The 24,998-nt window shown below is 67.0% G+C and carries 25 protein-coding genes; 22 read left to right on the top strand and 3 right to left on the bottom strand.

The features are described 5' to 3' along the window. Positions 1-1,581 (bottom strand): aldehyde dehydrogenase family protein, encoded by a 1,581-nt coding sequence (locus NI1_RS15490; protein WP_067820609.1) that lies wholly within the window; start codon positions 1,579-1,581, stop codon positions 1-3. A gap of 548 nt (positions 1,582-2,129) precedes the next feature. On the opposite strand from NI1_RS15490, the gene NI1_RS15485 reads away from it, so the two are divergent. Then, a complete protein-coding gene (locus NI1_RS15485; protein ID WP_067820406.1) occupies positions 2,130-3,380 on the top strand; it encodes a PucR family transcriptional regulator in 1,251 nt (416 codons plus the stop codon). A gap of 33 nt (positions 3,381-3,413) precedes the next feature. Here NI1_RS15485 and NI1_RS15480 read toward each other — a convergent pair whose 3' ends face one another. Next, positions 3,414-3,683, bottom strand: coding sequence for a DUF2277 family protein (locus tag NI1_RS15480; RefSeq protein WP_067820403.1), 270 nt, complete (start codon positions 3,681-3,683; stop codon positions 3,414-3,416). A gap of 127 nt (positions 3,684-3,810) precedes the next feature. Here NI1_RS15480 and NI1_RS15475 point away from each other — a divergent pair, with 127 nt between their 5' ends. Continuing rightward, the gene (locus tag NI1_RS15475) at positions 3,811-4,647 is read left to right on the top strand and encodes a DUF1266 domain-containing protein (protein ID WP_067820401.1); all 837 of its coding nucleotides are present in this window, start codon (positions 3,811-3,813) and stop codon (positions 4,645-4,647) included. A gap of 72 nt (positions 4,648-4,719) precedes the next feature. Here NI1_RS15475 and NI1_RS15470 read toward each other — a convergent pair whose 3' ends face one another. Next, positions 4,720-5,613 (bottom strand): hypothetical protein, encoded by an 894-nt coding sequence (locus tag NI1_RS15470; RefSeq protein WP_245663233.1) that lies wholly within the window; start codon positions 5,611-5,613, stop codon positions 4,720-4,722. Between the two features lie 340 nt (positions 5,614-5,953). Here NI1_RS15470 and ftsH point away from each other — a divergent pair, with 340 nt between their 5' ends. From ftsH to NI1_RS15370, 20 genes are all read left to right on the top strand, one after another. Further along, positions 5,954-8,299 (top strand): ATP-dependent zinc metalloprotease FtsH, encoded by a 2,346-nt coding sequence (gene ftsH, locus NI1_RS15465; RefSeq protein WP_067820395.1) that lies wholly within the window; start codon positions 5,954-5,956, stop codon positions 8,297-8,299. Positions 8,300-8,449: 150 nt separating this feature from the next. Next, positions 8,450-9,073, top strand: a complete 624-nt coding sequence (gene folE, locus NI1_RS15460; protein ID WP_067820392.1) for a GTP cyclohydrolase I FolE — start codon at positions 8,450-8,452, stop codon at positions 9,071-9,073. 11 nt (positions 9,074-9,084) lie between these two features. Further along, positions 9,085-10,008, top strand: coding sequence for a dihydropteroate synthase (folP, locus tag NI1_RS15455; protein ID WP_084523237.1), 924 nt, complete (start codon positions 9,085-9,087; stop codon positions 10,006-10,008). Next, entirely contained in the window at positions 10,005-10,379 is a 375-nt protein-coding gene (folB, locus tag NI1_RS15450) for a dihydroneopterin aldolase (protein ID WP_067820386.1), read from the top strand. The genes folP and folB overlap by 4 nt, the downstream gene beginning before the upstream one ends. Then, the gene (gene folK / locus NI1_RS15445) at positions 10,376-10,909 is read left to right on the top strand and encodes a 2-amino-4-hydroxy-6-hydroxymethyldihydropteridine diphosphokinase (RefSeq protein ID WP_067820383.1); all 534 of its coding nucleotides are present in this window, start codon (positions 10,376-10,378) and stop codon (positions 10,907-10,909) included. Before folB ends, folK begins: the two co-directional genes overlap by 4 nt. Before the next feature lie 4 nt (positions 10,910-10,913). Further along, positions 10,914-11,384 (top strand): DUF3180 domain-containing protein, encoded by a 471-nt coding sequence (locus NI1_RS15440; RefSeq protein WP_245663232.1) that lies wholly within the window; start codon positions 10,914-10,916, stop codon positions 11,382-11,384. A gap of 69 nt (positions 11,385-11,453) precedes the next feature. Further along, positions 11,454-12,107: a DUF6779 domain-containing protein gene (locus tag NI1_RS37935; RefSeq protein WP_157535128.1), complete on the top strand. Its 654-nt coding sequence runs from the start codon at positions 11,454-11,456 to the stop codon at positions 12,105-12,107. Then, positions 12,104-12,649, top strand: a complete 546-nt coding sequence (locus tag NI1_RS15430; RefSeq protein WP_067820378.1) for a hypothetical protein — start codon at positions 12,104-12,106, stop codon at positions 12,647-12,649. Before NI1_RS37935 ends, NI1_RS15430 begins: the two co-directional genes overlap by 4 nt. A gap of 236 nt (positions 12,650-12,885) precedes the next feature. Next, positions 12,886-13,815 (top strand): Rossmann-like and DUF2520 domain-containing protein, encoded by a 930-nt coding sequence (locus tag NI1_RS15425; protein ID WP_067820375.1) that lies wholly within the window; start codon positions 12,886-12,888, stop codon positions 13,813-13,815. Further along, positions 13,815-14,741 (top strand): pantoate--beta-alanine ligase, encoded by a 927-nt coding sequence (gene panC, locus NI1_RS15420; RefSeq protein ID WP_067820372.1) that lies wholly within the window; start codon positions 13,815-13,817, stop codon positions 14,739-14,741. The genes NI1_RS15425 and panC overlap by 1 nt, the downstream gene beginning before the upstream one ends. Positions 14,742-14,754: 13 nt before the next feature. Next, the gene (gene panD, locus NI1_RS15415; protein WP_067820369.1) at positions 14,755-15,174 is read left to right on the top strand and encodes an aspartate 1-decarboxylase; all 420 of its coding nucleotides are present in this window, start codon (positions 14,755-14,757) and stop codon (positions 15,172-15,174) included. A gap of 13 nt (positions 15,175-15,187) precedes the next feature. Then, positions 15,188-15,982 (top strand): type III pantothenate kinase, encoded by a 795-nt coding sequence (locus tag NI1_RS15410; protein ID WP_067820366.1) that lies wholly within the window; start codon positions 15,188-15,190, stop codon positions 15,980-15,982. Between the two features lie 252 nt (positions 15,983-16,234). Further along, positions 16,235-16,855, top strand: coding sequence for a cysteine dioxygenase (locus NI1_RS15405; RefSeq protein ID WP_067820363.1), 621 nt, complete (start codon positions 16,235-16,237; stop codon positions 16,853-16,855). After that, on the top strand, positions 16,852-17,283 hold the full coding sequence (locus tag NI1_RS15400; protein ID WP_174564494.1) for a rhodanese-like domain-containing protein: 432 nt from the start codon (positions 16,852-16,854) through the stop codon (positions 17,281-17,283). Before NI1_RS15405 ends, NI1_RS15400 begins: the two co-directional genes overlap by 4 nt. 202 nt (positions 17,284-17,485) lie before the next feature. Then, a complete protein-coding gene (gene lysS, locus NI1_RS15395) occupies positions 17,486-18,952 on the top strand; it encodes a lysine--tRNA ligase (protein WP_067820360.1) in 1,467 nt (488 codons plus the stop codon). A 117-nt stretch (positions 18,953-19,069) separates the two neighbouring features. Continuing rightward, entirely contained in the window at positions 19,070-19,435 is a 366-nt protein-coding gene (locus NI1_RS15390; RefSeq protein ID WP_067718743.1) for a histone-like nucleoid-structuring protein Lsr2, read from the top strand. Positions 19,436-19,633: 198 nt separating this feature from the next. Next, complete coding sequence (locus tag NI1_RS15385; protein WP_067718746.1) at positions 19,634-20,257, top strand: FHA domain-containing protein; 624 nt, start codon at positions 19,634-19,636, stop codon at positions 20,255-20,257. 122 nt (positions 20,258-20,379) lie between these two features. Continuing rightward, positions 20,380-21,003 (top strand): anthrone oxygenase family protein, encoded by a 624-nt coding sequence (locus NI1_RS15380; protein WP_084523235.1) that lies wholly within the window; start codon positions 20,380-20,382, stop codon positions 21,001-21,003. Positions 21,004-21,156: 153 nt separating this feature from the next. Beyond that, entirely contained in the window at positions 21,157-22,107 is a 951-nt protein-coding gene (locus tag NI1_RS15375; RefSeq protein ID WP_067820357.1) for an esterase/lipase family protein, read from the top strand. A 250-nt stretch (positions 22,108-22,357) separates the two neighbouring features. Then, a complete protein-coding gene (locus tag NI1_RS15370; protein ID WP_067820354.1) occupies positions 22,358-24,913 on the top strand; it encodes an ATP-dependent Clp protease ATP-binding subunit in 2,556 nt (851 codons plus the stop codon). Positions 24,914-24,998: the final 85 nt, after the last annotated feature.

Below are 24,998 nucleotides of genomic sequence, written 5' to 3'. Positions count from 1 at the left end.
TCACTTCCCCCGAACCGTGTTGAAGACATCCTGAATGGAGAGCCGGCGCATACCGCGCGAACCGGCCGCGCGCATGGCGGCCAGCGCGAAGCCCAGCTTGGTGGTGTTGTACGGGAACCAGAGCAGTTCCTTTGTCTGCGTGGGCAATAGCGGCTTGGTGATGGCCTGCTGCTTGCAGTATTTGCGCACCCCGTTCGGGCCACCCCAGCGCGCGCCGACGCCGGACAGGCCCCAGCCGCCCATGGGTAGCGCGAAGCTGAACATGTTCGAGAACACGTCGTTGATGTTCACCGCGCCCGCGTTCAATTGCCGCGCAATGCGTTCCGCGCGATCCTTGTCGCCGCTCCACACCGACGCGGAGAGCCCGTAGATCGAATCATTGGCCAGGCGAACGGCTTCGGTCTCGTCGGCAACCTTCATGACCGGCAGGGTCGGCCCGAAGGTCTCCTCGGTCATACAGGTCATGGAGTGGTCGACATCGGCGAGCACGGTCGGCTCGAAAAGCGTTCCGACCCCGGTGCGCTTGCCGCCGGTGAGCACGCGCGCGCCCGCCTTGACGGCGTCGTCGACGTGACGGGTGACGATATCGGCCTGGTTCTCGTTGGCCAGCGCGCCCATGTCGTACTTGGGTTCGCGGCCGTCCACGCCCTGGCGGACCTCCTTGACGGCGGCGGTCAGCTTCTTCAGGAACTCTTCGTAGACAGGCGCTTCCACGTACACGCGCTCCACGGAGATGCAGACCTGCCCGGAGTTGAACAGGCCGCCGAAGGCGATGCCGTGCGCGGCGCGCTCCAGGTCGGCGTCGGCCAGCACGATGGCCGGATCCTTGCCGCCGAGCTCCAGGCTGTAGGGGATCATGCGCTCCACGCAGGCGGCGGCGATCTTGCGGCCGGTCGGGGTGGAGCCGGTGAACTGCACGTAGTCGGCGTTGGCGACCACGGCGGCGCCGGTCGCGCCCGCACCGGTGACCACTTCCAGCACCGGCGGCGCGCCGATCTCCCGCCAGCCGCGCGCCAGCTCCATCGCCGAAAGCGGTGTCACCTCCGACGGTTTCAGAATGACCGCGGCGCCCGCGGCGAGCGCCGGAATGACATCGATGACCGGCATGGCGAGCGGGAAGTTCCACGGCGTGATGACGCCGACCACCGGGTACGGGCGGAAGACCGTGGTCAGCGTCTTGACCCGCGCGAGCGGACTGTGCGGCGAAGGATGTTCGTCCGCAAGGAATTTCGCCGCGCGCCGGGCGTAATAACCCGTGAGGTCGATGGAGAACGCCGGGTCGATGAGCGCATCGATACGCGCCTTACCGGTCTCCGACTGCAAGACATCGGCCAGCCGATCCGTGTTGTCCACGAACCAGTCCTGCAACTTGAGCAGCCATTCCTTCCGCCCATCCGGGCCGATGGCCTCCCACTCCCGCTGATGCACCCGCAGCTCCCGCACCTTCGCGGCCACGGTCGCCGCCGAATCGATCGGCACCGTCCCGACCACTTCACCGCTCGCGGGATTGCGCACCTCGAGCTCGGTCGGGGCTGCCTCCGCAACAGGTTCGGCCCTTGCCGCCCCGGCAGGTTCGGCTATTGCTGCGGTGACAGGTTCGGCTATTGCCGCCGCGACTGATTCCGACTTCGCCGCCGCAACAGGGTCGGCCTTCGCCGCCGCGACGGATTCGCGGTTGGACTCCGTGGTGGACTCGGCCTCGGCCGCCTTGACCGATGCGGTCTTGGTCGCCTGCGCAGCCTCGGTCTTGGCCGTTTTCGCGGCTGCTGCCTTGGCCGGTGCGGACTTCGCCGCCTTGGCGGGGGCCGTCCTGGTCTTGGCCGGTGCCGCCTTGGCGGGTTCGGCGGGCGCCGCGTCGGCCGCGGCGGGGTCGGCCGGGGCCGGTCCGCCGTTCGCCTTGCTCGCGGCGGCCTTGCGCGCCGGGGCCTTGCGGGCTGGGCCCGCGGCGGGTTCGGAATTGGTCACGTTGTCTTCTCCCCACGTGCGCTGCATTGCGTACGGCCGACCTCGAGCTGTGCCACAGCTCACTGAACTATGATCGTGACACAATTTCGGCGGGGCTTTCTTGGCCTCTCGGCTCAAGTATTCCGGGCGGTTTTGTGCTCCGGAACTAAACAGGGGAGCGGTGAGTGGAAACGGACGCGACCACCGAGGTGATTCGGCAGTGGATCGCGGACTTCGTGGCCGAAACCCTGCGCACCGAAACCCTCGAGGGCGTGGTGACCCGCCTGGACAACGCCATCATCGCCCGCATCCCCGAACTCCGCGACCGCGATATGCGCCGCGACCTCGCCGCCAGCACCCGCGCCCACGCGCTCGAGGTGCTCAGCGGGCTCACCCAGGAACGCGTCGACTATCCGGTCCCCGAACAGGCGCACGCCTTCGCCCGCACCCTCGCCCGCCGCGGCCACGACGTCCGCCTGCTGTTGCGCGTCTACCACGTCGGCCAGGAGGCCGTGCTCGACTACATGACCGACGTCCTGGAGGTTCGCGAACCACTCCCGCGCGATATCGAAAGAGCCGTCCTGCTGCGCCTTTTCGACCGCACCACCCGCTGGGTCAGCTCCTCCATCGAAACCCTCACCGACACCTACATGCGCGAACGCGAACAGGGCCTGCGCGCCGCCCTGAGCCAGCGCACCGACACCGTCCGCGCCCTGCTCGACGGCACCGACCTGGACCCCGAACAAGCCTCCGCCCGCCTCGGCTACCGTCTCGCCCAGCGTCACCTGGCCCTGCTGTTGTGGACCGACGAGGACCCGACCGTCGTCCGCCCGGAAAGCCCGGACGTGGTAGCCGGCCTGCTCGAACGCGTGGTGGCCCGCACCGCCGCCGCTCTCGGCAACGGCAGCGCTCTCACCCTCCCCGCCGGCGCCTCCGCACTCTGGGCCTGGATCGGCCTGGACGACGAGGCGGCCGCCCGCGAAATCCTCGGCGCCGCGGCCGTCCCGCCGGTCCGTATCGCCGTCGGTAACCCGGCCGCGCATATCGCCGGATTCCGGGACAGTCACCGTGAGGCGGTGGCCGCGCGTCAGGTGGCCGAGCGCGCCCGGCCGGGATTGCCCCGCGTATTGCATTACGCGGAGATCGAAGTCGCCTATCTGGCCGGCGTGGACGAGACCGCCATGCGGGCGCTCATCGCCCGTGAACTGGGGCCGCTGGCGGCGCCGGACGCGCAATCGGCGCGGCTGCGCGAGACGCTGCACGCGTATCTGCGCGCCAGGCGCAGTCCCGAGGCCGCGGCCAAGAGCCTCGGCGTGCACAAGAACACGGTCCGCTATCGCATTCAGCGCATAGAGGAACTGCTCGGCCGCTCCATCGATCAGCGTGGGGCGCGTTTGGATATGGCCCTTGACTGTGTCGCTGTCTACGGCGTGTGAAAACCGGCTCGGCGGTTCGTGAAACTGCCGGGGCTAACTCGCGTCGTCCAGCGCCTCGCGCGCCGCCCGCCGCCGCAAGGGCGGTTCACTCTCCGCCGGCGCCGGCCGGCTCGGCAATTCGGCCAGCAGCGCGGTGGTCGCCGCCGCGATGGCCGCCACCGCCTTGTCTACCGCTGGTTTGGTGGTGGTGGTCAATCCAGACACCCCGCCGACCTTGCGCACGTATTCCTGTGCGGCGGCGTAGATTTCCTGCTCCGTGGCTGCCGGTGTCAGCCCACGCAGGAGGGTGATGTTCCCGCTCATGCCCGAGAGGTTAGCGCCCGATTACCTTGTGTGACAGGGCGAGAATTCGCCACTGTCCGGAGAGCGCCGCCACACGCTATCGGCGAATAGTGGGCCACTCCAAGATCGATGGGGAACAATCGACGGTATGCCCGCCCGCGACGTGCCAACGCTGACGACATTTCCGTACCCGGAGCTCGACCAGCGCGAGGACGACCACTGGTCCGGTGCGCAGGTCAACGACGACGAACTGCGCGCCCTGGCGCTCGGCGGCTTCTATTCGGCGCGCTGGGACGCCTTCCACGACGCCCTGCTGCTCGGACCGGAACGCCAGCACCCGCTGGGTGACCGGCGCGAGCTGGCCATCGACACGCTGACCGGCGCGTGGGGCATCACCGACGGCACCGAGGCCATGGCATCCATGGAGCAACTGCTGGACGGCATGCACGCCCCGCTGTACGCGCTGGTGCATCCGCTCGTCATGGCCGCCATCAACTCCGCCGAGCGCGATCGTTTCGGCGAGCGCGCCGACCGGCATCGCGCCTTCCTGCGGCAGGTGGGGTCGTTCCGGGGCATGGAGAATCCGGAGGCGCTGGTCCGCGACTACGACATCTGGTCGCAGGCCATCAAACTCGGGCTCACCGACCATTTGGTCCGTCCGCTGCCGACCGATATCCAAGCCTGGGACCTGGCCCGGGTGGTGGCCGTGGCGCGGATGGCCTACACCGCCGGCTACCTCGACGCGGATGTCGCCTGGGACTACCTGATGCGCGCGCTCCCGTTGGCCCAGCGCAAGTACCGCAATTGGCGGCAGTTCGGCGACGCCTACCTGGCCGGCTGGACCTACTGGCAGGCCTGCGAGGACCTGGCCGAATTGAAATCCGGTGGCGTGGATCGCCGGATGGAACTGCTGCGGCTCTGGATGCGACCGTCCAGCCCGTGGCGGCGCATCACCCTCCAGCCCGAGGAACAACCTCAGCAGTGAAAACGACCGCGGCCCGCCTCTTTCCGAGGCGGGCCGCGATTCGGCTCATTGAAAACTCGGCTGCCGGAACACTCAGTCCGGCAGCGAACGCAGGATCCCGCGCCCGTAGCGCTGGAACTGCGCATCGTCGACCATGCCGAGCGAATGCCGCTCGACCAGCAGCTCCCACTCGGAATAGAGCTTGGAGACACCGGGATCCGCGGGCCCGGCGGCGCCGTCGGCCACCTCGCGCTGAATCGCGAAATTCAAGGCCCCGGTGACCCGGTCGGTATCGGCCCGGTCGGTGCCGGTGAAATGCCAGGTCTGATTACCGTCATTGACTTCGACCCCGTACTCGCCGGGTGCGGCCCCACCGGTCTCGGAATCGTCGGTGGCGCGGGCCCACAGCAGCGCCGCGATCGGCAGCTCGTGCGCGAATCGCCTACTGGCGCCGATGGATACGAAGATCAACCGCGTGGTGGTGACCGCGAGCAGACCGGTCCCCTTGGCAGCGGGCGGCTGGGCGGTGACGATGGCCGTCTCCAGCACGTACTCGTCGGGCGTCACATAGCGATGCAGTGCGGCGACGGACGGTTTGGCATCACGCTTGGGCGCCATCCGCCGGACCGCGCGGTCCACATCGGCGCGCGCCGGACCACTGCGACCCCAGGACGGGGTGGGCGGGGTGAGATCGGGGGCGGCGACGTCGAGGCGCTGCGTCGCCAGAATCTGATTGTTGATGCGTTCGACGATCACCGTCGCCGCCGGCACATCGTGTTCGGCGATCAGCACCGGTAGGGGAGTGCGGTCGGCGGGTACGCCGGTCAGCACCGGGGTGGGGTAGCGCAGGTAGATCTCGATGACGACCGCATCGTCCGCGCGCCGGTTCAAACGCACCTTGAGAAGTTCGCTTACGGGCACATCCAGCACACGCTCGCCGTCCGTACCCGGCCGCAGCACCGTCAACCGCCCGTTGCCGTGACGCACTATCGCTGTGGGTGTCCGTAGCTCGACTATGTCCATACCCCCTGCGCTCTGTTGTGTCGTCACTCACGATAGGACGACCATGCCATCATTGTGACCACTCGGTCCGACACCAGGGGGTGATCGTCCCGACGTGTTGCCGCAAGTGGTTGGGGAACCACCCGCGTTCTCCAGCCGTTACCTGTTGAAACTGCACTAGCTGCCGAACTGCGCGATGTATCACTTCGACCCTACGGGGTAACGTGGCTTGTCCGCATCCGTTCGCCGGAACGGGCGCGCCACCAAGCATCGCAGGCAAACCGGATACACCCCCCGGAAAGGACTGGCCGCCGGCCGACGCTCTATGACCCGCAAGAATGTGTTCCGCAACCTGGCCATAGTCGCGGGCTTTCTGCTCGTGATCTATCTGGTCAGCTTCTTCAGTGATGACACGCGCGGCTGGCAGAAGGTCGACACGTCGGTGGCGCTTTCTCAGCTGCAGAACAAAGACAATGTCGACAACGTTCAGATCGACGACAAAGAGCAGCAGATCCGCATCACGCTGAAGAACGGCAATGATGCTACCGACAGCAAGACCAAGATCCTCGCCAAATACCCTGGCGGCGGCGAGATTTCCCAGCAGATCTTCCAGGCGGCCAATGCCACCGGCGCCAAGGTCGACACCAGCGTCAAGCAGGATTCCTGGCTGAGTCAGATCCTTCTCTTCATGCTGCCCATGATCATTCTGCTGGGCCTTTTCATCTTCGTGATGGCCCGCATGCAGGGCGGCGGCCGCGGCGGCATGATGGGCTTCGGTAAATCGAAGGCCAAACTGCTGTCGAAGGACATGCCCAAGACCACATTCCAGGATGTGGCGGGCGCGGACGAAGCCATCGAAGAGCTGTACGAGATCAAGGACTTCCTCCAAGCTCCGGCTCGCTACCAGGCGCTCGGGGCGAAGATCCCGAAGGGCGTGCTGCTCTACGGCCCGCCCGGTACCGGTAAGACGCTGCTCGCTCGGGCGGTCGCCGGTGAAGCTGGTGTCCCGTTCTTCACCATCTCCGGTTCCGACTTCGTCGAAATGTTCGTCGGTGTCGGTGCCTCCCGCGTACGCGACCTGTTCGATCAGGCCAAGCAGAACAGCCCCTGCATCATCTTCGTCGACGAGATCGACGCGGTCGGCCGCCAGCGCGGCGCCGGCCTCGGCGGTGGGCACGACGAGCGTGAGCAGACGCTGAACCAGCTGCTGGTCGAGATGGACGGCTTCGGTGAGCGCACCGGCGTCATCATCATCGCGGCCACCAACCGGCCCGACATCCTCGATCCCGCGCTGCTGCGCCCGGGTCGTTTCGACCGGCAGATCCCGGTCGGCAATCCGGACCTGGCGGGCCGCCGCGCGATCCTGCGCGTGCACTCGCAGGGCAAGCCCATCGCGCCCGATGCCGACCTCGACGGTCTGGCCAAGCGGACGGTCGGCATGTCCGGCGCCGACCTGGCGAACGTGATCAACGAGGCCGCGCTGCTCACCGCGCGTGAGCACGGCAGCGTGATCACCGGTGCGGCCCTCGAGGAATCGGTCGATCGCGTGATCGGCGGCCCTCGCCGCAAGTCCCGCGTGATCAGCGAGGAAGAGAAGAAGATCACCGCGTACCACGAGGCCGGGCACACCCTGGCCGCGTGGGCGATGCCGGATATCGAGCCCGTCTACAAGGTCACCATCCTGGCCCGCGGCCGCACCGGCGGTCATGCCATGACGGTGCCCGAGGACGACAAGGGCCTGATGACCCGCTCGGAGATGATCGCCCGCCTGGTCTTCGCCATGGGTGGTCGCGCGGCCGAGGAACTGGTCTTCCACGAGCCGACCACCGGCGCCTCCTCCGATATCGACCAGGCCACCAAGATCGCTCGCGCCATGGTCACCGAATACGGCATGAGCGCTCGCCTGGGCGCCGTCCGCTACGGGCAGGAGCAGGGCGATCCGTTCCTGGGCCGGTCCATGGGCACCGGTTCGGACTACTCGCACGAGGTCGCCCGCGAGATCGACGAGGAGGTGCGCAACCTCATCGAGGCCGCGCACACCGAGGCGTGGGCGGTGCTCAACGAGTACCGGGACGAGCTGGACGCGCTGGCCACCGCGCTGCTGGAACGCGAGACCCTGCATCGCAAGGATCTCGAGACCGTGCTCAGCACCGTCGAAAAGCGCCCGCGCATCACGGCTTTCAACGATTTCGGCGGGCGTACCCCGTCGGATCGGCCGCCGGTGAAGACGCCGCGCGAGCTGGCCACCGAGCGTGGCGAGCCGTGGCCGGACGAGGTGCGCACCCCGGTGCCCGCCGGACAGCCGGTCAACGGTGGTTACGCACCGGACCCGTACGCCCCGGCTCCGCCGCAGTACGGCTATCCGGCTCCGGGCTACCCCGGGCAGCAGCAGGCTCCGGCCTATCCGCGGCACGGGGGCGGTACGCACGGTTCGCGGCCCGACTACGGCGCACCGGCCGGTTGGTCCGCTCCGGGCTGGCCGCCGCAGGAGGACGAGCCGCAGCAGCCGCCCGCTCGCCCCGCCTACGGTGGCTGGGCCCCGGCCGGCAATCAGCGGTATCAGCCCGGCCAGTCCGGGTATCCGCAACCGGCGCAACCGGAATCCGGTCACCCCGCCGGGAATGACGAGGACGGCGACAACGGTTGGGACGGACCGAACGGTCGTCGCTGACCACGTCCCGATACGCTCGAGAGGTTCGTGGCCCGGCTCGGTCCGCTGCGCCCGGCAGGTGAAACGCCTGCCGGGCGCAGCGGCCGGGCCGTCGGCGACCGCGGACACGCCGCACATCGCTACGCGGCAATTCAACACAGGAGGTGTCGATTGTCGGCCACCAACAACCGTGTCGTATCGGGCCCGATCGCGCTCGACACCGGTCGGCCGTTCGATCAGGAGCGCGCGGAAGCTGCCGTGCGCGAATTGCTGATCGCGGTCGGCGAGAACCCGGACCGCCCGGGCCTCGCCGACACTCCCGCGCGCGTGGCGCGGGCCTACAAGGAGATGTTCGCCGGGCTCTACACCGAACCGTCCGAGGTGCTCAACACCACCTTCGACGAGGGGCATCAGGAACTGGTCCTGGTCCGCGACATCCCCATGTACTCCACCTGTGAACATCACCTGGTGGCCTTCCACGGCGTCGCGCACGTCGGCTACATCCCCGGCCCGCACGGCCGCGTCACCGGGCTCTCCAAGCTGGCCCGCGTGGTGGATCTGTACGCCAAGCGCCCGCAGGTGCAGGAACGCCTCACCAGCCAGATCGCGGACGCGGTCATGGAGAAGCTGGATCCGCGGGGCGCCATCGTGGTGATCGAGGCCGAGCATCTCTGCATGGCCATGCGCGGCATCCGCAAGCCCGGCGCCTCGACCACCACCTCCGCGGTGCGCGGCCTGTTGCAGACCAACGCCTCCTCGCGCGCCGAGGCCCTCGACCTCATTCTGCGGAAGTGAGCGCACCGACCATGACCGAAAGCGGCACGCGGGGGACGAAACTGATCGTTCCGCGCGGTGGCCGCTCGTGTGTGGTGATGGGCGTCGTCAACGTCACCTCCGATTCGTTCTCCGACGGCGGGCGTTATCTGGACCCCGAACTCGCTGTCGCACACGGCATCGAGCTGTACGAGATGGGCGCGGACATCATCGATGTCGGCGGGGAATCCACCCGGCCCGGCGCCGTTCGCATCGATCCGGAGACCGAGGCCGCCCGGGTCGCGCCCGTGATTCGCGGGCTGGCCGCGGCGGGGGTGCCGACCAGTGTGGACACCATGCGGGCGAGTGTCGCCGCGGCCGCCATCGAGGCGGGGGTGGCCATGGTCAACGACGTCTCCGGCGGCCGGGCCGATGCGAACATGGTGAAAGTCGTTGCGGAGGCCCGGGTTCCGTGGATCCTCATGCATTGGCGGGCCGATGCCGACTACCGGCACACCGGTCCCGCCGAGCAGTACGACGATGTGGTCGCGCGGGTGTGGGAGGAGTTGCACGCCCAGGTCGATATGGCCGTCGCGGGCGGCGTGGACTTCGATCAGCTGGTGATCGACCCGGGACTGGGATTCGCCAAGAACGCCGACCACAACTGGGAACTGCTGGGCGCCTTGTACTTCGGGCTGACCGAGATGATGGACGCCGGCCTGCCGATCCTGATCGGCGCGTCGCGCAAGCGTTTCCTCGGCGCCCTGCTGGCCGATGCCGCCGGTCCGCGCCCGCCCGACGGCCGCGAGATCGCCACCGCCACCATTTCCGCGCTGGCCGCCGAGCACGGGGCCTGGGGCGTGCGCGTGCACGATGTGCGCGCCTCGCTGGATGCCATTGCCGTCGCCGATGCCTGTACCCGTGCCGCCTCCCGGCTGCGGGGCAAGTACCGGCGGGGACGAGGAGAACCGAATTGAGCACGGACCGCATCGAATTGCGCGGCCTGAAGGTGTACGGCCATCACGGCGTCTTCGACTTCGAGAAGCGGGACGGCCAGGAGTTCGTGGTGGATGTGACGCTGTGGACCGATTTCTCGGCCGCCGCGAAATCCGACGATATCGGCGACACCATCCACTACGGGGAGCTGGCCGATCAGGTGGTGGCGATCGTCTCCGGCCCGCCCCGCGATCTGATCGAGACGGTGGTGTCGGAGGTGGCCGACGCGATCATGTCCGATACCCGGATCGCGGCCGTGGAAGTGGTGCTGCACAAGCCTTCCGCGCCGATCCCGCATACCTTCGAAGACGTTCGAGTAGTCACGTCCCGCCGTCGCGAGGAGCTGGGGTGACCCGCGTAGTCCTGTCGATCGGATCCAATCTCGGCGATCGGCTCGCGCATCTGCGCAGCGTGGTGGATGCGCTGCGCCCGCGCCTGCTGGCCGTGTCGTCGGTGTACTCCACCCCGCCGTGGGGCGGGGTGCCGCAGCAGGACTACCTGAATGCGGTACTGGTGGCCGAGGATCCGGAGCTGGAGCCCTCCGACTGGCTGCGGTTGGGGCAGCAGCTCGAGCAGGCCGCCGAGCGGGTGCGCGAAGTCCGCTGGGGCGCGCGCACTCTCGATGTCGATGTGGTCTGGGCCGCGCAGCGCCGCCGGGACGGCCAGGTCGTGGTGCGCAGCCTGGATCCGACGCTGACGCTTCCGCATCCGCAGGCGCACCATCGCGCGTTCGTGCTGGTGCCGTGGCTCGAGGTGGAGCCGGAGGCGACCCTGGAAGCGGAGGGTGCGGTGCGGTCGCTGCGAGAGTGGTTGTCCGCCTTGGACTCCGCCGAGGTCGATGGCGTCCGCCGGACCGGGCATGCGCTGGGCTGGAAGGCGTGATGCCGTGAAGCCGACGCGGGTGCTGGATCTGTGCGCGAATGTCGCGCTGGCGGCGGTGATCGCCTGGGTGGCGACGAATATCGCGTACTCGAGTTTTCCGCCCATCACCGTGTTCTCGGGGGCTTCGCTGCTGCCGGTGGCGGTGCTGGAGGCGGTGCTGGCGTTCGTGATCCGGTCCCGGGTGGAGAACCAGGGCATCGGGGACGGGCCGCGGCAGTTGCATCCGATCACGGCGGCGCGGGCGGTGGCGCTGGCGAAGGCGTCGGTGCTGGTGGGTTCGCTGGTCGGCGGGATCTGGCTGGGTTTCGTGATCTGGCTGCTGCCGAACCGGTCGGATATGCGGTCGGCGGCGTCGGATATGCCGGGTGCGGTGGTGGGCCTGGTCGCGGGCCTGGCGCTGGTGGTGGCCGCATTGTGGCTGGAGTATTGCTGTCGTGCGCCTATCGATCCGCCCGATGAGGCAGCTACTTCGTAGCTAACAGGTCGGTGATGATCATTTCGAAGGTGGCGGACTTGGTCGGTAGTTCAAGCTACGCTGGCGGACATGGTTTCACCCTCCCGTAGCAGCACTTCCCGTCGACGGCGAGAAGACGCGGGAAAGTTCTTCACCGGCGTACTGCTTCTCCTCGGACTGGTTGCCAGTATTTTCCTGGTCTTCAGCGACAACCCGCACATGATCCGGGTCGGGCTGGTCGCCGCGCTCTGGGCGGCCGCCATCGGGACCCTCGCGGCGACCCGTTACCGCAGGGAGTCGGCGGTCGACAAGGCGAAAGTGAACGACCTGCAAAAGGTCTATCAACTCCAGCTCGAGCGCGAGGTTGCTGCCCGCCGGGAGTACGAGCTCGGGGTCGAGACCCGGGTGCGCCGCGAGGTGGGCGCCAATGCCGAGGAGATGGCCGCGCTCCGGGCCGAACTCGCCATTCTCCGCGAGAACCTGCACCGCCTCTTCGACGGTGATCTCCTCGAAGATCGCCCCGCACTCCGCGCCGAAGCCGTCCGCGTCCAGGAACTGCCCGCCCGACCCCCCCCGCCGCCAACGGCAATTCCGCGAACAATAACTGGACGGAAACCGAACACTGGGATCCGTGGTCCACCCCCGATGAAGACGAGCAGGACCTGCACGCCCGCATCGCCCCCGTCTTCGACGCCGACCACCCCGAACCCCCGATCTTCGCCACCCCCTTCGACGATCCGGTGACCGCCGAGACCTCCATCGTCACCTTCGACACCGGCAGCTTCACCGCCATGCGCCTGAGCGGTTTCGACGACGACGAGACCCCCGCCGAGCAGCCCATGACCAACCTGGGCGCCCCCACCCCGGCCACGCCCCCCGCCGAATCCGCCCAGCCCCGCAACGGCGCCCCCAAGTCCACCGACTTCCGCGCCCGCACCACCCCCGACGCACCCCCCGCCCCCACCGAACCGGTCACCGGCCTGGACCACGAACAACTCAACCAGGTCGCCTGGTTCGAAACCGAAATCCCCGCCGGCAACACCCCCACCGACCCGGTCACCACGAAACCGGCCGACAGCCCCGCCGCAACCGCCTCGGCACCGGCCGCCCACGACCACCCCTCTGCCGGCCCGACCCCCACCCACCCCTCCTCCCCGCGCGCCTCCACCCCGATGGGCACCGCCAGCTCCCGCCGGCGCCGCCGCTCCGAGGACTCCGCCGACTCCGGCCCCCGCCTCTCGGTAGCCGAAATCATGGCCAACCTCCGCTCCGAGAGCGAGAACTGACCCGGGCTGCGCGGGTACCGGTTCGGGGGCCCGCCCCTGAATCTCCCCGGTGAAAGGGGCGCGGGGGCGTCGACCCGCGCTGCCTGGCGTATCGGGGTTTCAGGGGCTTGCCCCTGAGGGCCCCGGGAGTGGGAAGCCCCACAGTTGGTGGTCGTCCGATATCGGGCCCGATATTCTCGCCGAGTAACGTCCGGTACCCGCAATGCGGGACTGGAACGACTTTCGAGAGGACAAGGGTGACCTCGGACAAGGCTGTCTGCGGAACCGATCTTGCGCCTGCACGGTTGACGGTGGGAATCGTCTCGGCGGGACGCGTCGGGTCCGCTCTGGGTGCGGCACTCGAGCGTGCCGGTCACGTGGTTTTCGGCGTTTCCGCTATTTCGGATGCGTCGATCCGCCGTGCCGAAACCCGTCTTCCGGATTCGCGAATCCTGCCCGCCGAAGAGGTCGCGGCCCGCAGCGAATTATTGATTCTGGCGGTGCCGGACAGTGAATTGGCCGGGCTGGTCACGGGTTTGGCGACCGCGATGGTGGTGCGTCCCGGCACGATCGTGGTGCATACCTCGGGCGCGAACGGCGTGGCCGTGCTGGCCCCGCTGACCGAGCAGGGCGCGCTGCCGCTGGCGATCCATCCCGCCATGACCTTCACCGGGCATGACGAGGATGTATCCCGCTTGGCCAACGCCTGTTTCGGGGTGACGGCCGCGGACGACATCGGCTACGCCATCGCGCAATCGCTGGTCATCGAGATGGGTGGCGAGCCGGTACGCGTCGCGGAGGAGAACCGCACGCTCTACCACGCGGCGCTGGCGCACGGCAGCAATCACCTGGTCACGCTCATCGTCGATGCGGTGGAAGCACTTCGAGCCGCCCTCGCCGGCCCCGGTCTGCTGGGCCAGCAGCTGGTCGACGAGCAGCCGAACGGCCTGGCCGAGCGCATGCTCGCACCCCTCGCCTCGGCCGCCCTCGACAATGCCCTGCGCCGTGGGCAATCCGCCTTGACGGGCCCGGTGGCCCGCGGCGACGTCGATGCCGTCGCCGCGCATCTGACCGCTCTCGACGCCGTGAATCCTCGCCTGGCCGCCGGATACCGCGCCATGTCACTGCGTTCGGCCGAGCGCGCCCGCACCAATCCCGCCTTGATCGAACTGCTGGAAGGATACTGATGGACCCCAAACTGATCGGCAGTTACAAGCGCGGTGAGCTGACCGTGCACCACGACCCCGCCGTGATGACCAAGGTCGTCAAGGCCCTGAAGTCGGTCGGCCGCCGGGTCGCGCTGGTCCCCACCATGGGCGCGCTGCACGAGGGGCACCTGGAGCTGGTGCGCCTGGCGAAGCTCTCCAACACCACCGTCATCGTCTCGATCTTCGTGAATCCCTTGCAGTTCGGCGCCAACGAGGACCTCGACAAATACCCGCGCACCTTGGACGCGGACGTCGAATTGCTGCGCGGTGAGGGCGTGGAGCTGGTGTTCGCCCCCAGCGCCAACGACATGTACCCGTTCGGCCCGCGCACCACGGTGCAGGCCGGACCGTTCGGCGACATTCTCGAAGGCGCGACCCGGCCCGGCCATTTCTCGGGTGTGCTGACCGTGGTCTCGAAGCTGTTCAATATCTGTCAGCCACACGAGGCGTTCTTCGGCGAAAAGGATTACCAGCAGCTGGCTTTGATCCGCCAGATGGTGGTGGACCTGAACCTGGACGTGAAGATCGTTCCCGCCGCCACCGTCCGCGAACGCGACGGCCTGGCCATGTCCTCGCGCAATCGCTTCCTCAGCGCGGAGCAGCGCGAGCTGGCCGCCACCCTCTCCGCCGCCCTGCTGGCCGGCCGTCACTCCGGTGGTCTCGGCCCGGAAGCGGTGCTGGAGGCGGCGCAGTCGGTGCTGGACCTGGCCCCGGACATCGATATCGACTACCTGGCCCTGCGCGGTTCCGACTTCTCCGAGGAGTGGCCCACCGGCAATGCCCGGCTGCTGGTCGCGGCCCGGGTCGGCAGCACCCGCCTCATCGACAATATGCCCGTCAAGATCGGCGCCCCGATCGACGGCCATCCCACCACTCCCGACCAGCCCGCCCAGGCTTCTCACTAGGAAGGCGACGACGATGTTGCGCACCATGATGACGTCGAAGATCCACCGCGCCACGGTGACTCACGCCGATCTGCATTACGTCGGCTCGGTCACGGTGGACCAGGATCTCCTGGATGCCGCCGATCTGCTCGAGGGCGAGAAGGTCTCGATCGTCGATATCACCAACGGGGCTCGCCTGGAGACCTACGTGATCGCGGGCGAGCGCGGTTCCGGCGTGATCGGAATCAACGGCGCCGCAGCGCATCTCGTGCACCCGGGTGATCTGGTCATCCTCATCGCCTACGGCATGATGGACGCGCAGGAGCTCGAGAACTACGCGCCGCACGTGGTTTTCGTGGACGAGCGCAATCGCCCGATCGAGCTGGGCACCGATCCGGCGCACGCCCCGGAGGGCTCGGATCTGATCTCCCCGCGTTCCCTCTCCATCGCCTGAGCGGCGGGCGGGCATGCTACTGACCATCGATGTCCGCAATACCAGCATCGAGCTGGGGCTTTTCACCGGCAGCGGTGATCATGCGAAGCTGGCGCGGCACTGGCGGATGCACACCAATCCGCTGCTGACCGCGGACGAATTCGCTTTGCAGGTGCGCGGTTTGATCGGCCCGGACGCCGAGCAGGTGACCGGTGTCGCGGCCTTGTCGACGGTGCCGCCCGTGCTGCGCGAGCTGCGCGAGATGCTGACCCGTTATTGGGGTCATGTGCCGCATGTGGTGGTGGAACCCGGTGTGCGCACCGGTATTCCGTTGCTGGTCGACAATCCCAAAGAAGTGGGTGCGGACCGTATCGTGAATTGTCTTGCGGCATATCACCGTTTCCAGTCCCCGGCCATCGTGGTGGATTTCGGTACGGCCATCTGTGTGGATCTGGTTTCGGCCAAGGGGGAATTTCTCGGCGGCATCATCGCGCCCGGTGTGGAGATTTCCACCGAGGCGTTGGTGGAGCGCAGTGCGCTGCGCCGGGCGGAGTTGGCGCGGCCGCGTTCGGTGGTCGGCAAGAATTCCATGGAGTGCATGCAGTCGGGCGCCATCTTCGGTTTCGCCGGGCTGGTCGACGGTCTCATCGACCGCATTCGCGACGAGTTCGATGCCTTCTCCGGCGACGATGTCTCCATCGTGGCGACGGGTGCCAGCGCGCCGCTCATCGTCCCCGAGTCCGAGACCATCGAGCATCACGAACCCACCCTCACCCTCGATGGCCTGCGGCTTGTCTACGAGCGCAACCAGCAACGCCGCACCCGCTGAGCGCTTCGGCGCAGCGAGAGCAGGGGTCCGGGGGTCAGGCCCCCGGACCCCCTTCCGCTGTGGGGGGCGGCCCCCACTTGTGATCCAGTCGTCTCCGGGAGGGTCTGTTGCATCCCGGAGATGCGCTGTTAGACTCGCCGACGTGTATTCGCGCATGAGCACCCAGGAGTGTTGTCGAGGCTGACTCGCCTCGACGGTCGTCGAGGCTTCGTATAGCCCCCGGCCATTTACACACCTCCTGGAGTTTCGCTCATGCGATCTTCTTTTGTTTCGCTATCCACGAACGATTCGGCCCGTGCCGCCGGTACTTCGCGTCTGCTGCCCGAGGTAACCGAACGGGCCACCGCCTCGGCTCTCCCCACCCGGCTCCGCCCGGCGGATCTGCTGCGCCTGACAGATGAGGGGGCGCAGGACGTCCTGGAGGGCCGCTACGATCACCTGCTCCCGCAGAGTGGCCTGTGGCCGACCGAAAACCGTTGGGCCGCAAGGCTGATCGCCGATGACGAGGTCGATCTCTGGCTGATCAGCTGGGCCGAGGGCAAGTACACCGAACTGCACGATCACGCCGGTTCGCTGGGCGCGCTGACCGTCCTCTCCGGCGCCCTTTCCGAATATCGCTGGAATGGCCAGGAATTGCGCCGCCGCACCCTCACCGCGGGCGATCAGGCGTCTTTCCCGCTCGGCTGGGTGCACGACGTGGTCCGCGCGCCGGCCGAGGAGGCCGGTATCACCGGCCCGTTGAATCCGACTTTGAGCGTGCACGCCTATTCGCCGCCGCTGACGGCCATGTCCTATTACGAGGTCACCGGCCACGGCACCCTGCGGCGTACCCGTTCCGTCCTGACCGATCAGCCCGAAGGCGAACTCGAATGACGCACTTGACCATCGACGGCATGCTCGCTCAGGCGCGCGAGACGCTGCGACGGATCTACGCCTACGAATTGCCGCAGGCCATCGCGCGCGGTGCGATTCTGGTGGATATTCGCCCGCAGGCGCAGCGCCTGAAGGAGGGCACCTTCCCCGGCGCGCTCGTCATCGAGCGCAATGTCCTGGAATGGCGGCTGGATCCGACCAGCTCCGCGCGCCTGGCGCTGGCCGAGGACCACGACGTGGAATGGATCATCCTCTGCTCGGAGGGCTACACCTCGAGCCTGGCCGCCGCCTCGCTACAGCAGCTGGGCCTGCGCCGCGCCACCGATCTGGTGGGCGGATACCAGGCCGCGAAGGCCGCCGGACTGCTCAATGTGGCAGCGGCCGCCCCGCACTTCCAGCGCGAGGTCGCGACGCTCGCCTGGTTGTAGGCAACTCGCGTAACTCGCGGGGGCTTCGGCCCGCGAGCCCGCTTGCGCACCCGCTGACCCATGGCGCGGGAAAATCGCTTTCCCGCGCCATATACCCTTGAAACCCGTGAGCACCCCCAACCCCACTTCCACCGGTAGCAACACGGCTCCTGCTGGGCAAACCCGTGCGAAGGACGCTGTCGAGCACGATGTCCCCGAGCAGATGCGGATTCGCCGGGAGAAGCGGGAACGGTTGCTCGAACAGGGCCGTGACGCCTATCCGGTCGTGGTTCCCCGGACGCACTCGCTCGCCGAAATTCGCGCGGCGTATCCCGATCTCGAAGCGGATTCCCAAACCGGTCAGGTGGTCGGAATCGCGGGCCGTGTCATTTTCGTCCGCAATACCGGCAAGCTGTGTTTCGCCACCCTCCAGGAGGGCGACGGCACCAAGCTCCAGGCCATGATCAGCCTGAACGGCGTCGGCGCGGATGCGCTGGCCGCATGGAAGTCCGATGTGGACCTGGGCGACTTCGTCTACGTGCACGGTGAGGTGATCGCTTCCCGCACCGGCGAATTGAGCGTGATGGCCGACGAGTGGCAGATGGCCGCCAAGGCGCTGCGCCCGATGCCGGTGGCGCACAAGGAGATGTCGGAAGAGGCCCGCGTCCGCCAGCGCTATGTCGATCTGATCGTGCGCCCGGAGGCCCGGGAAATGGCGCGCACTCGCGTCAAGGCCGTGCGCGCGCTGCGAAATGCCTTGGAGCGCAGGGGTTTCCTCGAGGTCGAGACCCCCATGTTGCAGACCATCCACGGTGGCGCCGCGGCGCGTCCGTTCGCCACCCATTCCAATGCCCTCGATATGGAGTTGTTCCTGCGTATCGCGCCGGAGCTGTTCCTGAAGCGCTGTGTGGTCGGTGGCCTGGAGAAGGTGTTCGAGGTCAACCGGAACTTCCGAAACGAAGGCGCGGACTCCACGCATTCGCCGGAGTTCGCAATGCTGGAAACCTACGAGGCGTACGGCACCTACGACGATTCCGCGAAGATGATGCGCGAATTGATCCAGGAAGTCGCGCAGGAGGTCTACGGCACGCTCGTGGTGACCCTTGCCGATGGCACCGAATATGACCTGTCCGGCGAGTGGACGACGGTCGAGATGTACCCGTCGCTCTCGGAGCAGATCGGTGTCGAGGTCACGCCGGAAACTTCGGTGCAGGAATTGCTGGCGCTCGCCGATCGGGTGGGTCTGGAAATTCCGCAGGACAAGGGCTACGGTCACGGCAAACTCGTCGAGGAACTGTGGGAGCACGTCTACGGCGACAAGCTCTACGCCCCGACTTTCGTGCGTGACTTCCCGGTGGAGACCTCTCCGTTGACGCGTCAGCATCGCAGCAAACCTGGGGTTACCGAGAAGTGGGATCTCTATGTGCGCGGGTTCGAACTCGCCACCGGATATTCCGAACTCGTGGATCCGGTCATCCAGCGTGAACGATTCGTTGATCAGGCGCGTTTGGCCGCCGCCGGTGATGACGAAGCTATGCGGCTGGACGAGGACTTCCTCGCCGCGATGGAGCACGGTATGCCGCCGACGACCGGAACCGGTATGGGTATCGATCGTTTGCTGATGGCCCTGACTGGCTTGGGAATCCGGGAAACGATACTCTTTCCAATTGTGCGTCCATCGACTCGCTGAGTTCGCTGGATTGCATTGTCGAGGCCCGTTCTGGGAGTATTGCAATTAGCGCTATTCTGGGTTCGGGTAATCGGCCTAACTATGCGGGTCGCACGATTTCGAGAGGACGTTCATCTCATGGCAAAGAAGGTCACCGTTAGCTTGATCGACGATGTCGACGGTGAGTCCATCGCGGACGAGACCATCGAGTTCGCTATCGATGGCGTCTCGTACGAGATCGACCTGTCGACGGAGAATGCGGCCAAGCTGCGGGACGGGCTCGAGGTCTGGGTTTCCAGCGCGCGCCGGGTGAGCGGGCGCCGCCGTACCAAGGTGGCCGCCGGTGCCGCGGGCGCTGCGCCCAAGGGCCGGATCTCCATCGATCGTGAACAGAGCGCCGCCATTCGGGAATGGGCGCGTCGTAATGGACACAAGGTTTCGGCGCGCGGTCGTATCTCCGCGGACATCACCGAGGCCTACAACAAGGCTGCTGTCAAGAACTAGTCGCCGATTCGACTGCCGCTCGGGTGTTTCGTGCGAACCCGGGCGGCAGTGGTTTATTCATACGCTTTGCGCATAACTCTGATGGGTGACCGGTGCCCATCTGCGACCCACGATCTTGCTCGGGCCGAAGCGGGCAGGCACCATTGAAACTGTGTGCATGATGTCACTGGCTGGGTGTAGAGAGAAGGTATCGGCGCAGTGACCGCATTTCACGGTTCACTCCTGCGAGTGAAGGATCATGAGGGGCGCCAGCACGAGCTGATGCTGACCCCTGATCAGCCTCGCATCACCATCGGCCGCTCCCCGCAGGCCGATCTTTCGCTGTTCTGGGATGTCGAGGTGTCGCGGCTGCACGCGACCGCCGAATACCTGGGCCCGCACTGGACCATCGTCGACGACGGGCTCTCCCGCAACGGCACCTTCGTCAACGGCGACCGCCTGGTGGGCCGGCATCGGCTGCAACCCGGCGATGTCATCCGGATGGGCACCTCGCGGATCACCTATCACGACTTCAGCGGCGCCGCAGGCGATATCACGCAGACCTCCACCGGCGGCCTGCCCACGCTGCGCTCGCTGACCGAGACCCAGCGCTCGGTGCTGGTGGCGCTGTGCCGCCCGCTGCGCGGCAATGACGGTTTCGCCTCGCCCGCCTCCAATCAGCAGATCGCGGCGGAGCTGTTCCTGAGTGTGGACGCCATCAAGACCCATCTGCGGGCGCTCTTCGCGAAGTTCGGCGTGGAGGACCTGCCGCAGAACGCCAAGCGGGTGCAGCTGGCGAACCTGGCCCTGCGCAGCGGTGTGATCTCCGAACGCGACCTGTGAGACGGAAGCTCATGCGCGCGAGCTTCTGAGCGATGGAGCGTGCGAGCTCCCGGCGGTTGACTGGAAGTCATTGATCCCCCGAAGATTTCGGCGGGGAACAGACCCAGTCAGGAGATCCACTAATGTTCGCTCTTCGCATGGCCTCGCTGGTCGCGGCGACGCTTTCGACCGGTCTGATCGCCGGAGTGTTCTACGCCTACGCCACCTCGGTGATGGGCGCGCTGCACCAGTCCGATGACCGCACTTTCATCGACGTGATGCAGAAGATCAACGTGGTCATCATCAATCCGTGGTTCATGATCGGGTTCATGGGCACCGTCGGGTTCGGCATCCTGGCGGCGGCGCTGCATTTGGGCAAAGACGTTCGGACCGTGCTGGTTTGGCTGGCGGTGGCGCTGGTGCTCAATATCATCGCCTTCGGTGTGACCTCGGGCCTGAACGTGCCGCTCAACGATCAGCTGGCCGCGGCTGGCGATGTCGGCCAGATCGGCGATCTGGCGGCGGTGCGCGCCCAGTTCGAGGATTCCTGGGTGCGCTGGAACGTGCTGCGCGCGATCCTGCACACGCTGGCCTTCCTGGTACTGACGGGCGCGCTGTTCGTGGCGGGCGTGCAGCACGGCAAGTCACAGAACTCGGCTTCCGGTGTGGCGCCGGCGGGTGCGGTGGCCGGTGGGCCGCAGTTCGGTCCGGCTCCGACGCAGTTCGGGCAGGCCCCGGTGCAGCCGGGGCAGGGCTGGAATCGCTGATCGGCAGCAGGAAACATGCGCTCCGCCCACTCGGGTGGGGCGCATTTTCGCTGTGTGCGTAACACGTTGTAATAGTTACTCGCCGGTACACCCCCGAGCTGGCCGGCGCTCCGGTTAGCTTGTCCGGAACGCGTTCTAGTTTTGGAGGGGCCCATGCGACGTATGCTGCGGCGTACGCCGGGATCGATGCTGATCCTGGTGGTTCTGGCTGGGTTGTGGACGGCGGTGGCGGGCTCCGCGCACGCCGAATATCCGGTGGTCTACAACTTCTTCGCGGGCATCCCCTACGAACTGTCCAATCCCGGTGGCTCCCTTCCCGGTTCGAACGACTGGAACTGCAAGCCCACCGCCGCGCATCCCGATCCCGTGGTGCTCGTACACGGCACCGCCGGTGGGGCACAGACGAATTGGGGCGCCTACGTCCCGCTGCTGGCCAACGAGGGCTACTGCGTCTACTCGCTGACCTATGGCGCACTGGATGTTCCGTGGCCGCTGAACGCCATGGGCGGCATGAAATCGATCGAGAGCAGCGGGCAGGAACTCGCCTCCTTCGTGGCTCGCGTCCGCGTCTCCACCGGCGCGGCGAAGGTCGACTTCATCGCCCACTCGCAGGGCAATATCGTCGCCCAGTACTACATCAAGCGCCTCGGCGGTTCCGGCCACGTCGGGAACTTCGTCGCCCTGGCCGCCCCCTGGCTGGGCACCTACGGCGATCAGATGAAGCTGGTCCGCGGCTATGCCTCGGCCCTGGGCGTCTCGAACGTGGACGCCGTCCTCTCCGCCGGCGTCTGCATCCCCTGCACCCAGATGACCGGCGGCGCGGATTTCATGACCGAGCTCAACTCCGACGGCATCTACGACCCGACCGTCTCCTACACCAACATCATCGGCATCTACGACGAATTGGTGGTGCCGTACTCGATCGGCGTGGTCGAAGCCCCGAACGCGGTCAACCACGTGGTGCAGGAGGGTTGCCCGACCGACCTCTCCGACCATCTCGCCATCGCCGGCAGCCCGCGAGCCGCCGCCTTTGCCCTGAACGGTCTCGATCCGGAACATCAGCGTGATGTGTCCTGCGGGTTCGTAGCCCCCTTCACCGGGTAACCGATCGAGCAGACGGGTTTGTTCGCTGTGGGCGTAGCCGGGACGGAAACGATCCCGGCTACAGCCCCGTTATGACCTAATGACTCGTGTTGTCGCCGGTTCGCAATAGGGTGGACGGGCGACGTGCGCGAACCCCGACAACTAGAGTGGAGTCGGGGGAAGCAACCCCAGGGCTTCATGGCAGGCTGGCGCACAGTCGGGTACTGAAGCGCCGGATGCCGTTGACAGCGGAGCAGGAAGTGAGGGAGCGATGTTCGAGAGGTTCACCGACCGCGCTAGGCGGGTCGTCGTTCTGGCACAAGAAGAGGCCAGGATGCTCAACCACAACTACATCGGTACCGAGCACATCCTGCTGGGTCTGATTCACGAGGGCGAAGGCGTCGCGGCCAAGTCGCTGGAGTCGCTGGGCATTTCGCTCGAGGGCGTGCGTTCGCAGGTCGAGGAGATCATCGGGCAGGGCCAGCAGGCGCCGTCCGGTCACATCCCCTTCACCCCGCGCGCCAAGAAGGTGCTCGAGCTGTCGCTGCGTGAGGCGTTGCAGCTGGGCCACAACTACATCGGCACCGAGCACATCCTGCTCGGCCTGATCCGCGAGGGTGAGGGCGTCGCGGCGCAGGTGCTGGTCAAGCTGGGCGCGGATCTGAATCGCGTGCGCCAGCAGGTGATTCAGCTGCTCTCCGGGTACCAGGGCGGCAAGGAAGCCGTGGAGTCGGGCACGCGGGGCGAGGCCGGTACGCCGTCCACCTCGCTGGTGCTGGATCAGTTCGGCCGCAACCTGACGCAGGCCGCTCTCGAAGGCAAGCTCGACCCGGTCATCGGCCGCTCGAAGGAAATCGAGCGCGTGATGCAGGTGCTGAGCCGCCGCACCAAGAACAACCCCGTCCTCATCGGTGAGCCCGGTGTCGGTAAGACCGCCGTGGTCGAGGGCCTCGCGCAGGCCATCGTCAACGGCGAGGTGCCGGAGACGCTGAAGGACAAGCAGCTCTACACCCTCGACCTGGGTTCCCTGGTCGCCGGTTCGCGTTACCGCGGTGACTTCGAAGAGCGCCTGAAGAAGGTGCTCAAGGAGATCAACACCCGCGGCGACATCATCCTGTTCATCGACGAGCTGCACACGCTCGTGGGTGCGGGTGCCGCCGAGGGCGCGATCGACGCGGCTTCCATCCTGAAGCCGAAGCTGGCCCGCGGTGAGCTCCAGACCATCGGTGCCACCACCCTCGACGAGTACCGCAAGTACATCGAGAAGGATGCCGCCCTGGAGCGCCGGTTCCAGCCGGTGCAGGTCGGCGAGCCGACGGTCGAGCACACCATCAATATCCTCAAGGGCCTGCGCGACCGGTACGAGGCGCACCACCGCGTCTCGATCACCGACTCCGCGCTGGTGGCGGCGGCGACGCTGGCCGACCGGTACATCAACGACCGGTTCCTGCCGGACAAGGCCATCGACCTGATCGACGAAGCGGGCGCGCGCATGCGCATCCGCCGCATGACCGCACCGCCGGACCTGCGCGAATTCGACGACAAGATCGCCGACGCCCGCCGCGAGAAGGAAAGCGCCATCGACGCGCAGGACTTCGAGAAGGCCGCGCGCCTGCGTGACAAGGAGAAGCAGCTCGTCGCCAAGCGGGCCGAGCGCGAAAAGCAGTGGCGCTCCGGCGATCTGGATGTCGTGGCCGAGGTCGACGACGAGCAGATCGCGGAGGTGCTGGCCAACTGGACCGGTATTCCGGTGTTCAAGCTCACCGAGGAGGAGACCACCCGTCTGCTCCGCATGGAGGACGAGCTGCACCGCCGGATCATCGGCCAGGAGGATGCGGTCAAGGCCGTCTCCAAGGCCATCCGCCGTACGCGTGCCGGTCTGAAGGACCCGAAGCGTCCCTCGGGCTCGTTCATCTTCGCCGGTCCGTCCGGTGTGGGTAAGACCGAGCTCTCCAAGGCGCTCGCGAACTTCCTGTTCGGCGACGACGACGCGCTCATCCAGATCGATATGGGCGAGTTCCACGACCGCTTCACCGCTTCGCGGCTCTTCGGTGCCCCTCCGGGCTACGTCGGCTACGAAGAGGGCGGCCAGCTCACCGAGAAGGTGCGTCGCAAGCCGTTCTCGGTCGTGCTCTTCGACGAGATCGAGAAGGCCCACCAGGAGATCTACAACACCCTGTTGCAGGTCCTCGAGGACGGTCGCCTGACGGACGGCCAGGGTCGCACGGTCGACTTCAAGAACACGGTGCTGATCTTCACCTCGAACCTCGGTACCCAAGACATCTCGAAGGCCGTGGGCCTGGGCTTCACCCAGAGCAATGTCGAGGGCTCGAACTACGAGCGCATGAAGCAGAAGGTCAACGACGAGCTGAAGAAGCACTTCCGCCCGGAGTTCCTGAACCGTATCGACGACGTGATCGTGTTCCACCAGCTGACCAGCGAGCAGATCGTCCAGATGGTGGATCTGATGATCGGCCGCGTCGCCAACCAGCTGCGGAACAAGGACATGGAGATCGAGCTGACCCCGCAGGCCAAGTCGCTGCTGGCCAAGCGCGGTTTCGACCCGGTGCTCGGTGCCCGTCCGCTGCGTCGCACCATTCAGCGCGAGATCGAGGACCAGCTGTCGGAGAAGATCCTCTTCGGCGAACTGGGCGCCGGTCAGATCGTGGTGGTCGACGTCGAGAACTGGGACGGCGAAGGCCAGGGCGAGAACGCCAAGTTCACCTTCACCGCCAAGGCCAAGCTCACCAAGAAGGACGAGCCCGCCGAGGACAAGCCGGTCGTCGCCCTCGCGGGTGACGCCCCGGCGGCCGCCTCGGGCGAGTAGTCCGAAAGGCACAGCCGGCCAACGGAAGCCCCGCACACCACTCCGGTGCGCGGGGCTTCCGCATATTCGGATCCCGGAAATTCAC

Source organism: Nocardia inohanensis NBRC 100128 (assembly GCF_001612945.1).
GTDB classification, from domain to species: domain Bacteria; phylum Actinomycetota; class Actinomycetes; order Mycobacteriales; family Mycobacteriaceae; genus Nocardia; species Nocardia inohanensis.
The sequence above is the reverse complement of the archived record's forward strand: the minus strand, read 5'-3'. Positions and strand labels throughout refer to the sequence as shown.